This is a genomic window from Streptomyces griseus (genome assembly GCF_001715295.1).
GTDB lineage: Bacteria > Actinomycetota > Actinomycetes > Streptomycetales > Streptomycetaceae > Streptomyces > Streptomyces griseus_G.
Genome location: NZ_MDKB01000003.1, coordinates 210,079 through 222,289 on the forward strand (window position 1 = coordinate 210,079; position 12,211 = coordinate 222,289).

Sequence of the window (12,211 nt, forward strand, 5' to 3'; positions counted from 1 at the left end):
GACACCGTCGCACTCCCGCGAGCCCCCGCCGATTGCCGGCGGGGGCTCCCGCTCGCCCCTCGGCCTTTGAGAAGATGTCCAAACGGTCGGTCGCAGAGGGAGCACGGGGGCGGACGCTGTGCCCGTCCGGAGGCCCGTCCTCCGTGCCCCCGCAGACACCCAGGGGGTTCCAGGTCCGTGAAACGCATCGGAGTGACCGGTCACCGTTCCATCCCCCCGGAGGCCCACACGCACGTGCTGGAGGGGATCCGGGCGGTGTTCCGCGCGGCGGAAGGGTCCGTGGAGGCACTCTCCAGCCTGGCGGTGGGGGCCGACCAGATCTTCGCCGACCTCGCGCTGGCGCACGGCGCCGAACTCACCGCCGTCATCCCCAGCGGCGACTACGAGGCGTGCTTCGACGAGGCGGCCGACCTGGCGCGCTACCGCACGCTCAGGGCCAGGGCCGTCCGCGAGGTCCGGCTCGACTTCGCGCACTCCACGGACGAGGCCTACTACGCGGCGGGCGCCTACATCGCCGACCACTGCGACCGGCTGCTCGCCGTCTGGGACGGCAGGCCCGCGCGGGGTCTCGGCGGCACCGGCGACATCGTCACGTACGCCCGTAACCTCGGTCGGCCCGTCACAGTCATCTGGCGCGACGGCGTGGAGCGCGGCTGACCCGCCCGAGCGCCGACGCGGAGCGCGACCCCCGGCAGCGGTACGGGGATCGGCGCCGAACGGCCCGGCCGGTGCGGGAGTTACACTCCCGGGTCCACCGGTCCGGGGGCCGCGCCGGTGGGCCCGCCGAGTGGCGCCGGCCGGGGCCCCGCCTCACATCCGGTGTCTGGCCAGCCAGTCCGTGTGCTCGGGAGAGACGATCCGCTCGGTCTCGAAGACGGCGGCGGCCCACTGCCGTTCGGTCAGGGTGGTCTCCATGGCGGCCTGCATGTTCTCCAGGTCCTCCTCCACCAGCGAGTGCGCCGACACCAGCGGGTGATGGCGGCGCGTCTCGTTCCAGGCGAGACAGGCCGCCGCGGCGGCGGAGAACGACCCCGTCAGCGCGAACGAATCCCCCGTCCCGAAGGTCTGCAGCACCGCGAGGACCAGGGCCGGCAGCGTCAGTACGCCGATGGTGCCCGCCCAGACGACCGCACCCCGCCGGGACACCTGCCTGCGCCTGCGGTACCAGCGCCGCTGCTCGATGAGCCGGTCGCGGATGTAGGTCTCCTTGCGTACGGTGAACGCCCTGTCCCGTAACTCCCGCATGGACGTGGTGATGAGGCCCTCGCCCGCGTCCGTCATCTCGTCCCGGGGGTCCACCCAGCCGACCTTCCGCAACTCCTGGAGCCCTTCCTCCAGCCGGTTGGCGAACACCGCCTCCGGGTGCAGGGTGCCGGTGTCGAAGGGCGAGCCGTGGACCGCGTAGCGCCAGCAGTTGGACTTGATGAACTCCGCTGCGGAGCGGTTGAGTTGCCAGTGCGACTTTGCTTTGCGCCGGGAGGCGAGGTACGTCGCTATCAGGACACCCAGATAGGCCAACGCCGCTATGGCGTCCAGGAGTTGGACACCTCCGCCCACCTCGGCGTGCCAGGGCAGCGCGGCGGGCACCGTGCCGGCGACGAGCAGCGCGAGCTGGATCCGGGTGGTGTTGAGCGCCTCACGCTGGCGCGCGACCGCGACGGCGTCCGTGTGGTGGAAGAGTGCGGGCAGATCAGCGCTCCTGAAGACCATGCTCTGCAACGGTCCGGGAATCGCCGTCATGATCACTCCTGTATTCGATGTAGTGGTCACCCGGTACTCGGAATGAAGGGGGTGCCATGCATATGGAGCAGTCCGTGAAATCACCCGGGTTACGGCCGTACGCGCTGAGTTGCGCACCGGGGCCATGAGAGTAAAGTCGTGCCGCCGGACACTGCAATGGTGCAGGTGCCGGTGCAGTTTCCGTGTCCGGAACGAGCCCCCCAAGGACGGCCGTGAAGACCTACGAAATCCCCCAGAACTTCGCTGTTGCGAAGCGTCGTGTCCCGCTCGCAAAGATCGACGCCTCCGGCAGCGCCGCCGCCGAGAAGCTCGGGCGGGTGCTCGCGACGGCAGGCGGTCGCCCGACGCAGTCCTCGACCTTCAACTCCGCGCTGTAATCATTCCACTCCGTTCGCTGGCTAGAATGGCGGAATGACAGGACCCGCGGTCCCATTCCGCGAAATCGTTCTGAAAGTCCATAGCAGATGCGACCTCGCATGTGATCACTGCTATGTCTACGAACACGCAGATCAGAGCTGGAGAACCCGGCCCCGAGCTGTTTCCGATCACGTCATCGCCCGGACGGCACAGCGCCTCGCCGAGCACGCCGAGACGCACGCACTGCCCTCCGTGTCAGTGATCCTGCACGGAGGGGAGCCCCTGCTCGCCGGCCCCGCCCGTCTGCGCCGCGTCTGCGAAGAGTTCCGCAAGGCCCTGTCGGGCGTAGCCGATCTCGACCTGCGGATCCATACCAACGGCCTGCAGCTCAGCCCCCGTTACCTGGACCTGTTCGACGAGTTCGGCGTCAAGGTGGGTATCTCCCTCGACGGCGACCGTGCGGCCAACGACCGGCACCGGCGCTTCGCCGACGGACGCAGCAGCCACCCCCTCGTCCTCAAGGCCGTCGACCTGCTGCGGCAGGAGCGCTACCGCCACCTCGATCTCGGTCTCCTGTGCACCATCGACATCGAGAACGACCCGCGCACGGTCGTGGACGCCCTCACCGAACTCGCCCCCCCGGCCGTCGACTTCCTTCTGCCGCACGCCACCTGGGACCAGCCCCCGCCCCGCCCGGACGGATCGCCCACGGCCTACGCCGACTGGCTCCTCGCGGTCTTCGACCGCTGGCAGGAGCAGGGCGCCACGGTGCCTGTGCGCCTGTTCTCCTCGGTCCTCTCCACACTGCGCGGCGGGCCCAGTCTGACGGAGTCCCTCGGCCTCGCCCCCACGGACCTGGTGGTGGTCGAGACGGACGGTCAGCTGGAGCAGGTCGACTCCCTCAAGACCGCCTACGAGGGCGCGGCGGCCACCGGATTCGACGTGTTCTCGCACTCCTTCGACGAGGTCGCCGCCCACCCCGGCGTCCGGGCGCGCCAGCTCGGTCTGGCGGGCGTCAGCGAGACGTGCCGCCGGTGCCCCGTCGTACGTTCGTGCGGTGGCGGGCTCTACGCGCACCGGTACAGCTCGGACCGTGCGTTCGACAACCCGTCCGTCTACTGCAAGGACCTGGAAGCGCTGGTCCGGGGAATCGGCGCCCGCACGGCGTCCTCCGTGCCGCCCGCGGTGACGGACCGGCGAGAGCTGACCGCCGCGCAGCACGACCTGACCCGCACGCTCCTGGCCCGCCTCCACGAGGTGCTGGACGGCAGGGGCGGCGCCCGGTGGGACGCGGCGTGGGAGCTCGCCGGGGCGGTGGAGGCGACCGACGAGGGCGCGGACAATCGGGGCCATCACCAGGGTGGGGCGCTGCAGCTTCTCGATCATCCAGGCCGTCGTGGCCGACTTGCCCGTGCCGGTCGCCCCCAGCAGGACGACGTCCTTCTCGCCGGCGCGGATACGCCGGTCCAGCTCGGCGATGGCCGCGGGCTGGTCACCGCTGGGCTGGTAGGGACTGACGACCTCGAAAGGCGCCACCGAACGTTCGATCTTCGAAACGGGCCGCATGCAACCACCGTACGACCCGCCACCGACAACGGCGCCGGATCAGCGGTTCCGCAGCTGCCCGCCACCTCTGCGGGCGGCGGACGCGTAGGGCGTGCGCCGCCGCTGGACGGGGATGGCGGCGACCCGGCGGCCGGCCGGGAACCCGGGCCCCGGGGTGCGGACGCGGCCGCCGGGCGTTCCCGTCACCACCAGCGGGTCGATCATCACGATCACCCCGGCCAGCAGCAGGAAGCACCCCGGTCCGATCATCATCGGAAGGAGCAGCGAGGTCGGGGTGTCACCCGCTGTCGCGGTCGCGGCGCCGGGGTGCAGATGCACGCGGAGGGCGGCCATCCCCGTGTAGTGCATCCCGCTCACCGCGACGCCCATGACCACACCGGCGCCGAGGCTGGGCAGGAAGCCGTGGATGGAGACCGCCGCCCACAGGGCGGCGGTGGACGCCACGACGGCGATGACGACGGAGAGCGAGACGGTGAGCGTGTCGTAGGCGAAGTGCCCGTCGAACCGCATTCCGGCCATGCCGAGGTAGTGCATCGAGGCGACGCCCAGACCGGTGATCGTCCCGCCGGTGACCAGGGCCATGGGAGTGGCGCCCTGGTAGCCGACGAGGAAGATGCCGATGCCGACCATGACGATGGCCACCGCGAGGCCGGCGAAGGTGAGCGGCCTGTCGTAGGTCACCGGCGCTTCCTGGACGGTGAAGCCCAGCATCGCGACGAAGTGCATCGTCCAGATGCCGGAACCTATGGAGAGCGCGCCCAGGGCCAGCCAGCCGGCTCTGCGGGAGCGCTCCGCGCGCAGCGACCGGGTGGTGCACCGCAGCCCCAGAGCCGCTCCGAGGCATGCCATGAGGAACGCCACGACCGGAGTCATCAGGCCGTAGCCGAATCCGTCAACTGTGCCCTGCATGCTCGTACGCCCTTCGCGGAAGCCCGGGTTCGGGGTGACCCTAAAAGGGCGAAGCCCGCCAGGCAAACATAAGAGCGGCATCTTAGCCGTCCGCGTACCGCCCGGTAATCGGGTACCCGACAATCCGTTCACATCTCGGCCACCAGCATCCTGTCGCCCGTTGGGTATCGGCTGCGACGCTCTCCGTGCCGCATCCTGACGCTAGGAGCACACGTGTCCGTACGCACAGCAAGCGCCTCCACCGCCGTCGCCGCCCTGCTCGGCGGCTGCGTCCTGTTGCCCGCCGCCCAGGCGCAGGCCTCGGACGCCCGCCACGCCCCGGTGGTCTTCGCCCACCGCGGGGCCTCCGCCTACGCCCCGGAGAACACTCTGGCGGCCGTGGACGCGGCGGACGATCTGGGCATCGCCTGGGTGGAGAACGACGTGCAGCTCACCAAGGACGGTGTGCTGGTGGTGATGCACGACACCAACTTGAAGCGGACCACGGACGCGGAGGAGGTCTTCCCCGGCCGCGCCCCCTGGGCGGTCAAGGACTTCACCGCGGCCGAGATCGCGAAGCTCGACGCGGGCAGCTGGTTCGGCGCCCGTTACGCGGGGGCCCGGGTGCCGACGCTCACCCAGTACCTGCGGCGTGTGGAGCGCAACCACCAGAAGCTGCTCCTGGAGATCAAGAGCCCGGAGATCTACCCGGGGATCGAGAAGGAGACCCTGCGGGTCCTGCGCGAGGAGGGGTGGCTCGACCGCCGGCACGTCAAGCACCGGCTGGTCGTCCAGAGCTTCGGTGCAGAGAGTGTGAAAACCGTCCACGCGCAGCGTCCCGACGTCGTCACGGGCTTCCTGGGCACCCCAGCGGTGGCCGATCTTCCGTCGTACGCGGCCTTCACCGACCAGATCAATCCGTCCCACGGGACGATCGACGCCGCGTACGTCGCCTCGGTCCACAAGCTGAAGGGCGCCCACGGGAAGCCGCTCCGGGTGAACACCTGGACGGTCAACGACGCCGCCAAGGCGGCACAGGTCGCCGGCTACGGCGTCGACGGCATCATCACGAACAACCCCGACATCGTGCGGGACGCCACCCGCTGACGGCACGGTACGGAACGGACCCGCCGGGGCCCGGACGCGACGCACCCGCCCCGGGCCCCGCAGGGTCCCGTCGCCGGGCGTGACCCCCGGGTCCGCTCCCGCGCCCCGCCACCGGAACCCGGGGCGCGGCATCGATGTCGGTGCCCGGCCGTACGGTGGTCGCATGGACGACGAGGAGCAGGGTGTGGAGTGGTCCGTCGTGGAGAGCGGCATCGGGCCGCTCCTGCTCGCGGCGACCGCCACGGGCCTGGTGAACGTGGTCTTCCACGCGCGTCCCGCGGTCCGGGACCAAGCGCTCGGCCGGCTGCGGACGCGACTGGGCGCGGAGCCCGTGCGGGCCCCCGGTTCCGAACGGCTCGCCGAGCCGGTGCGCCAGCTCACGGCGTACTTCGCGGGCGGGCTGCGGGAGTTCTCGCTGGACCTGGACTGGTCGCTGTCCTCCGGTTTCCACCGCGAGGTGCTCCGCGAGCTGGCGACCGGTGTGCCGTACGGGACGGTCGTCGGGTACGGGGACCTGGCGGTGCGGGTGGGGCAGCCGGGGGCCGCCCAGGCGGTGGGGGCGGCCATGGGATCCAATCCCCTGCCGGTCGTGGTGCCGTGCCACCGGGTCGTGGAGAGCGGCGGAGGGCTGGGCGGGTTCGGCGGGGGCCTGGAGACCAAGCGCCGGCTGCTGGCGCTGGAAGGGATACTCCCCCAGCCGCTGTTCTGAGGCCGCCCGCCCCGGGGCGGCCCCGGTCCGAGACGTGCCGCCGCAGTGTGCCAGGCCGCCGCACCCGGACCTGCGCCCGCTGACCCGGTTTCGCACGGGCGTGCGGCCTGGCACACTGCGGCGGTGACGACCGCCTTCCCCGCCCCCCGGATCACCGACGCCGACCTGCCCGCGCTGCAGCGCAGGATCTCCGCCGTCCTCGTCGTCGGCCAGATACTCGGCGGCCTCGGCGTGGCCATCGGTATCGCCCTGGCCCCGGTCCTCGCCGCGGAGGTGAGCGGCTCCGAGGCCGTGTCCGGGCTCGCCCCCACCGCCTCGGTGGCGGGCACGGCCCTGCTGTCGCTGCCGCTCGCCACGCTGATGGCCTCGCGCGGCCGGCGCCCCGGGCTCGTCCTGGGGTATCTCGTCGGGGCCGCCGGGGCATCGCTCGTCGTGGCCGCCACCGTGACGGGCAGCTTCCCGCTGCTCCTCCTCGGCATGGCGGGCTTCGGCGCCGGTTCCTCGGCCAATCTCCAGGCAAGGTTCGCCGCGGCCGACCTGGCCCCGCCGGACCGCCGAGCCCGGGCGATCTCCACCGTGATCTGGGCGACGACCATCGGTTCGGTGCTCGGCCCCAACGTGGCGGCCCCCGCGGGCCGTGTCTTCCGGGGGACCCCGGTGCCCGAGGCGGCGGGCCCGTTCGCCTGGGCCGCAGCGATCTTCCTGCTCACCGGCCTCCTGGTCGCCGTGTTCCTGCGCCCCGACCCGCTGCTCACCGCCCGTGCCCTCGCCCCGCAGAGCACCGGTGCCGAGCACCGTTCCCTGCGGGCGGGCATCGCGGCGGTGCGCGCCTCCCCGATGGCCCGGCTGGCACTGGTCACCGTCGCCGTGTGCCACACCGCCATGGTCTCGGTCATGGTCATGACCCCGGTCCACCTGGGCCACCACGGGGCGGACATCCAGCTCATCGGCCTGGTCATCAGCGGTCACATCGCCGGGATGTACGCCTTCTCCCCCGTGATGGGCCGGCTCGCCGACCGGTTCGGGCGGCTGTCCGTCATCGGCCTCGCCGCCGGCCTGCTGTGCTGCGCCACGGTCCTGGCCGGCACCTCCGGCGGCGGGCACGGCCGGACCGCCGCGGGCCTGTTCGTCCTCGGTCTGGGCTGGTCGGCCGGTCTGGTGGCAGGTTCGGCGCTGCTCACGGACTCCGTCCCGCAGCCCGCGCGCGCCGCCGTACAGGGCCTGTCCGACCTGACGATGAACACGTCGGCGGGCGTCGGGGGCGCGGTCGCCGGGCTGATCGTCTCCGGGCTCGGGTACGGCTGGCTGAACGCCGCGGCCGCCTGCCTGCTGCTGCCGATGGCGGCCCTGGCCCTGCGCCGGGCGGTCTCCCGGCCGCCCGTGGCGTCCGAGAAGGAGTGAGTCGGCCCACGTGATGGGCCCGTCCGGGTACGCGGCCGACGGGCGGAGGGGCACCGGTCCGGCGAAGCCCTCAGGTAACCGGACCGGTCCACGCCGGGTGGTTCGGGTCGTCGGCCCGCACCACCACGTCCGCGCGTTCGGCGGGCGCCACCTCGTCCTCGTACCGCGCGAAGGCGGGCAGGGTCCACAGCTCGCCCTCCTCGGTACGCCGTCGCAGCGCACCGGGCGAGAGGCCGATGTGCACGCAGAGGTCGAAGGGGAACCAGTGTCCGAGGAGCAGCGGACCGTGCAGGATCAGCACCCCGCCCTCGGGCAGCGTGCGGTACGGGCTCCGGGTCGCCCGGTCCGTGACGGGGTCCCAGAGGTCGGGCAGGACCCGGCCGCTGCCGCCCGGCTCCAGCGGGCGGAACACCTCGCGCCACAGCGCGCCGGTGTCGAACCAGCTGTCGGCGTACGCGTCGGGGTCCCGCTTCCCGTACTCGTAGCGCAGGCTCGCCGGGCGCAGGAAGCCGCCGGTGGAGACGGTGAGCACGGCGCGGCCCCGGGCCCGCAGCGCCTCGGCGACCAGCTCGGCCCGGTCCCCCGGGCGGGCGGCGGGAGCACCGTCGACACCGACCTTCAGCCAGGGCCCGCCGTCGGCGGGTTCCGCACCGTCGGTACGGTCGGCGACGGCTTCGGCCAGCCGTTCCCAGGTGATCGGTTCGAGTCGCACGCGTCCATCATGCCCCGGACGCATCATGGCGGGTATCGGTCCGGCTCTCGCCGCCGGTTCGCAGCCCGGTGGCGGAGCCACGGGAGCTCACGGGGCCTGGACCGCTTCCTGCCCACTCCGACGCTGTGAATGTCAGCTCGCCGTGATCTCTCCGTGCTGAGGGGCGGTCCGGCCGGCACCGTGCACGGCAGGGCCGCCCCGTGCGACGCGTACGGGGCGACCGGACCGGAGACCGCACCCGAGGCGCGCGGGGGTGGACGTACGGGCGGGTGAGGGCGCGCCGGTGATCGACCGGCGCGCCCAGGTCGGCGGCGGGGTGAGCGAGCTGCTCACCTCCCACGGCGGCCCGCCGTCGCCGGAAGAGGCGCCTACGGAAAAGGCCCGCCGGCCGAGGCGCCGAATCCGCTACCGCGGCGCCGGGCAGTCCACCGCTTCGGCGTCGTCGGAGAGTGCGCTGCCCTCGGCGAGCAGGTAGGTCACCCACAGCACGACGGGTTCCGTACCGAGGTTGCGCCCGATGTGCCGGTGCCGGAGACCGGACGGCTCGATGAACGAGGTCCCGGCGGGTGTCACCTCGACCGAGCAGTCGTCGAGGGTCCGGGTCAGCGTCCCGGACTTCACGACGGCGATCAGCTGACCGCGGTGGGTGTGCCAGCCGGTGGAGCCGCCCGGGGCGACGGTGATCGTCCGGAAGGTCACGTCCGTACGGCCCTGAGGGGTCTTCACCTTGAGCTTGCCCGTAGAGGTGCCCTCGGCGACGACCGTGCCGCTCACACCGCTGCCGGGTGTGGCGACCGCCGCGGCCGGGAGGAAGCCGAGCGCCGCCACGCCGACGCCCACGAGTACGACCTTGCGCAGGGTTCCCCGCTTCTTCGAACCGACCGTGCCGCCGAACCACATGTGCGACTCCCTCGCCATCCCGCCTCGACCGAACGGCCCTACCGTACGCGTGAGTTGAGCTAAGAGCATCAGGGGCGCGCGGGGCGGTCACCGCGGAGTTCGGTGGCGAGCGGACCGTCGCCCAGCACCTCGGCCCTGCCTTCCTCGACCGCCTGTGCCGGTGTCAGCTCGCCGCGCCCGAGCGCCAGGCAGAGCTCGGAGTCCAGGACGAGGCAGGCGTCAGCGTGCTCGGCCGGGCCGTAGCCGTAGGCGTCGCCCGCCGCCGCGTCGGCGCCGGCACGGAAGTGGAACTCCCCCTCCTCCAGGCGTACTTCGACGACACCGGCGTGCGTGAGGCCGTCCAGGGCGCGGAGCAGGGGCAGGGCGAACCAGTGGGCCCGCACGGCGTCCGTGGGGCGGCGTTCGGTCAACGCGGGAGCCCCCCATCCGGCGAGCGCGGTGAGCACCGGGAGCAGCCCGCGGCCGTGTTCGGTCAGTTCGTACACGACGGCGGAGGCCGGGGGCGGCAGCCGGCGGCGCACGGCGAGGCCGCCCTGCTCCATGTCCTTGAGCCGGGAGGCCAGTACGTCCGTGCTGACGCCGGGAAGATCGGCGTGCAGGTCGGTGTAGCGGCGCGGACCCGCCAGCAGTTCTCGCACGATCAGCAGCGTCCACCGGTCGCCGACGGAGTCGAGGGCCCGGGCGGTGGCACAGAACTGGTCGTAACTACGGCGGCGGACGGGACGCGCTGCTGACTGCTGCTGACGTGGCATGCGACGCAGTCTAGACACGTTGTTGGACTTTCCAAGCTCCAGCTTGGTAAAACCAAGTATCGCAATTCGGGTCGGGGAGGCACCGCATGGAGTTCCGGCAGTCCAGCAAGCTCAACGAGGTCTGTTACGAGATCCGGGGGCCGGTCATCGAACAGGCCGACGCCCTCGAGGAGGCGGGCCACAGCGTGCTCCGCCTCAACACGGGCAATCCGGCCCTCTTCGGTTTCGAGGCCCCGGAGGAGATCGTCCAGGACATGATCCGGATGCTTCCCCAGGCACACGGCTACACCGACTCGCGCGGCATCCTCTCCGCCCGCCGCGCCGTGGCGCAGCGGTACCAGGCGATGGGCCTGACCGATGTCGACGTCGACGACGTCTTCCTCGGCAACGGCGTCTCCGAGCTGATCTCCATGGCCGTCCAGGCGCTGCTGGAGGACGGGGACGAGGTCCTGATCCCGAGCCCCGACTACCCGCTGTGGACCGCCGTGACCACGCTCGCGGGCGGCAAGGCCGTGCACTACACCTGCGACGAGGCCGCGGACTGGAACCCGGACCTCGCCGACCTGGCCTCGAAGATCACCGACCGCACCCGGGCCATGGTGATCATCAACCCGAACAACCCGACCGGCGCCGTCTATCCGCGCGAGGTCCTCGAGGGCATGCTCGACCTGGCACGCAGGCACGGACTGATGGTGTTCGCCGACGAGATCTACGACCAGATCCTCTACGACGACGCCGAGCACCACAGCGTGGCGGTCCTGGCTCCGGATCTCCTCTGCCTCACCTTCGGCGGACTGTCCAAGACGTACCGGGTCGCGGGGTTCCGTTCGGGCTGGCTGGTCGTCTCGGGCCCCCAGCAGCACGCCCGCAATTACCTGGAGGGGCTCACCACGCTCGCCTCCATGCGGCTGTGCCCCAACGCCCCCGCGCAGTACGCGATCCAGGCGGCCCTCGGCGGCCGGCAGTCGATCCGGGAACTGGTCGCCCCCGGCGGCAGGCTCCACGAGCAGCGCAACCGGGCCTGGGAGAGGTTGAACGAGATCCCCGGCGTGTCGTGCGTGAAGCCGAAGGGCGCGCTGTACGCGTTCCCCCGCATCGACCCGAAGGTGCACCCCATCGTCGACGACGAGCGGTTCGTCCTCGACCTGCTGCTGCGCGAGAAGATCCAGGTGGTGCAGGGCACCGGCTTCAACTGGCCGCGCCCGGACCACTTCCGCATCCTCACCCTGCCGCAGGCCGACGATCTGGACGCCGCGATCAGCCGTATCGGCCGCTTCCTGAGCGGATACCGTCAGTGACCTGGCCCCCGGCTGCCGGCTCCCGCGTGCCTGACCGGCCCCCGCCGGCTGCGGGAGCAAACCGTGGGACGCGGTCCCGGCGACCGGGGCCGGCGGCTTCGGCCGCACCGGAAGGGGAGTCGCCGGCCACGGCCCCGCACGCCGGTGCGGGGCGGCGTCGGCCGGAGCGCTGACGCGGGGGGCGCCCGGGTCTCCGCCGGCCGGTGCGGTCTCGGCCTCGCAGCGGCGGCGCGCGGGGGTTTCGGCCGGGCGGCCGTGGGCGGCGCACTCCACGCCGACGCGGGCCCCGTGCTCCGGAGGGACCTGACGGCCGGGGCGCTGACGGATCCCCCCTGGTGCACCGCGCACTGCCGCCGGCGCGTATCGCCGCGCAGGGGGCCGACGCTCTTCTCCCCACGTTCGCTACTGTTCCGCCGGACACCGATGTCCGCGCGCACCGGTCACGAGCGAGGAGCCATAGACATGGGTACGCCGATACGCCACTTCACCGCCCTGGGGCCCGGTGACGCGGTCTTCACGGTGAACATCGAGCGCGACTTCCGGTACGACCCCTACCGGGACTTCCTCGTCTGTACGCACTGCGACTGGGCGCCTTCCCTGCTGACGAGGCAGCGGATCATCGACATGGCCGGGGAGCATCTGGCGACCGTCCACGGCGCCGACCGCGGACTCACCCAGCAGGAGAACGAGTCGTTCGCCACGGCCCGCCGGGTGATGCTGCCGCTGGCCGCCCTCGTGCTGATAGCGGTGCTCGTCTACGCGTTCGCCTGAGCGGCCGTCC

The 12,211-nt window shown here is 72.2% G+C and carries 12 protein-coding genes and 2 pseudogenes; 8 read left to right on the plus strand and 6 right to left on the minus strand.

The window, feature by feature from the left end; all coding sequences use genetic code 11:
- The first annotated feature begins 177 nt into the window (after window positions 1–177).
- On the plus strand, window positions 178–657 hold the full coding sequence (locus tag BA175_RS17255) for a hypothetical protein (RefSeq protein ID WP_069172324.1): 480 nt from the start codon (window positions 178–180) through the stop codon (window positions 655–657).
- A gap of 153 nt (window positions 658–810) precedes the next feature.
- Here the strand turns inward: BA175_RS17255 and BA175_RS17260 are convergent, their stop codons facing one another.
- Window positions 811–1,740 carry a DUF4231 domain-containing protein gene (locus BA175_RS17260; RefSeq protein ID WP_254667906.1) on the minus strand — a complete coding sequence of 310 codons (930 nt, stop codon included), beginning with the start codon at window positions 1,738–1,740 and terminating at the stop codon, window positions 811–813.
- 212 nt (window positions 1,741–1,952) lie between these two features.
- On the opposite strand from BA175_RS17260, the gene fxsA reads away from it, so the two are divergent.
- A complete protein-coding gene (fxsA, locus tag BA175_RS17265; protein WP_069172325.1) occupies window positions 1,953–2,117 on the plus strand; it encodes an FxSxx-COOH cyclophane-containing RiPP peptide in 165 nt (54 codons plus the stop codon).
- A gap of 34 nt (window positions 2,118–2,151) precedes the next feature.
- A pseudogene (locus tag BA175_RS29725) lies at window positions 2,152–3,438 on the plus strand (FxsB family cyclophane-forming radical SAM/SPASM peptide maturase); the annotation flags it as partial.
- A 3-nt stretch (window positions 3,439–3,441) separates the two neighbouring features.
- Here the strand turns inward: BA175_RS29725 and BA175_RS29730 are convergent.
- A pseudogene (locus BA175_RS29730) lies at window positions 3,442–3,663 on the minus strand (DEAD/DEAH box helicase family protein); the annotation flags it as partial.
- A 39-nt stretch (window positions 3,664–3,702) separates the two neighbouring features.
- Window positions 3,703–4,572, minus strand: coding sequence for an MHYT domain-containing protein (locus BA175_RS17275; RefSeq protein ID WP_069172327.1), 870 nt, complete (start codon window positions 4,570–4,572; stop codon window positions 3,703–3,705).
- A 213-nt stretch (window positions 4,573–4,785) separates the two neighbouring features.
- On the opposite strand from BA175_RS17275, the gene BA175_RS17280 reads away from it, so the two are divergent.
- From BA175_RS17280 to BA175_RS17290, 3 genes are all read left to right on the plus strand, one after another.
- Window positions 4,786–5,658 carry a glycerophosphodiester phosphodiesterase gene (locus BA175_RS17280; protein WP_069172328.1) on the plus strand — a complete coding sequence of 291 codons (873 nt, stop codon included), beginning with the start codon at window positions 4,786–4,788 and terminating at the stop codon, window positions 5,656–5,658.
- A 163-nt stretch (window positions 5,659–5,821) separates the two neighbouring features.
- A complete protein-coding gene (locus BA175_RS17285) occupies window positions 5,822–6,367 on the plus strand; it encodes a methylated-DNA--[protein]-cysteine S-methyltransferase (RefSeq protein WP_069172329.1) in 546 nt (181 codons plus the stop codon).
- 123 nt (window positions 6,368–6,490) lie between these two features.
- Window positions 6,491–7,768, plus strand: coding sequence for an MFS transporter (locus BA175_RS17290; protein ID WP_069172330.1), 1,278 nt, complete (start codon window positions 6,491–6,493; stop codon window positions 7,766–7,768).
- Between the two features lie 70 nt (window positions 7,769–7,838).
- Here the strand turns inward: BA175_RS17290 and BA175_RS17295 are convergent, their stop codons facing one another.
- The 3 genes from BA175_RS17295 to BA175_RS17305 all read right to left on the minus strand — a co-directional run bounded on the left by BA175_RS17295 (window position 7,839) and on the right by BA175_RS17305 (window position 10,132).
- The gene (locus BA175_RS17295) at window positions 7,839–8,480 is read right to left on the minus strand and encodes a uridine kinase (RefSeq protein ID WP_069172331.1); all 642 of its coding nucleotides are present in this window, start codon (window positions 8,478–8,480) and stop codon (window positions 7,839–7,841) included.
- A gap of 405 nt (window positions 8,481–8,885) precedes the next feature.
- Complete coding sequence (locus BA175_RS17300; RefSeq protein ID WP_069172332.1) at window positions 8,886–9,380, minus strand: cupin domain-containing protein; 495 nt, start codon at window positions 9,378–9,380, stop codon at window positions 8,886–8,888.
- A 68-nt stretch (window positions 9,381–9,448) separates the two neighbouring features.
- Entirely contained in the window at window positions 9,449–10,132 is a 684-nt protein-coding gene (locus tag BA175_RS17305; protein ID WP_069172333.1) for a winged helix-turn-helix transcriptional regulator, read from the minus strand.
- A gap of 86 nt (window positions 10,133–10,218) precedes the next feature.
- Between BA175_RS17305 and BA175_RS17310 the strand changes: the two genes are divergently transcribed.
- A complete protein-coding gene (locus tag BA175_RS17310; RefSeq protein ID WP_069172334.1) occupies window positions 10,219–11,430 on the plus strand; it encodes a pyridoxal phosphate-dependent aminotransferase in 1,212 nt (403 codons plus the stop codon).
- Window positions 11,431–11,892: 462 nt separating this feature from the next.
- On the plus strand, window positions 11,893–12,201 hold the full coding sequence (locus tag BA175_RS17315) for a hypothetical protein (protein ID WP_069172335.1): 309 nt from the start codon (window positions 11,893–11,895) through the stop codon (window positions 12,199–12,201).
- The last annotated feature ends 10 nt before the right edge of the window (window positions 12,202–12,211 follow it).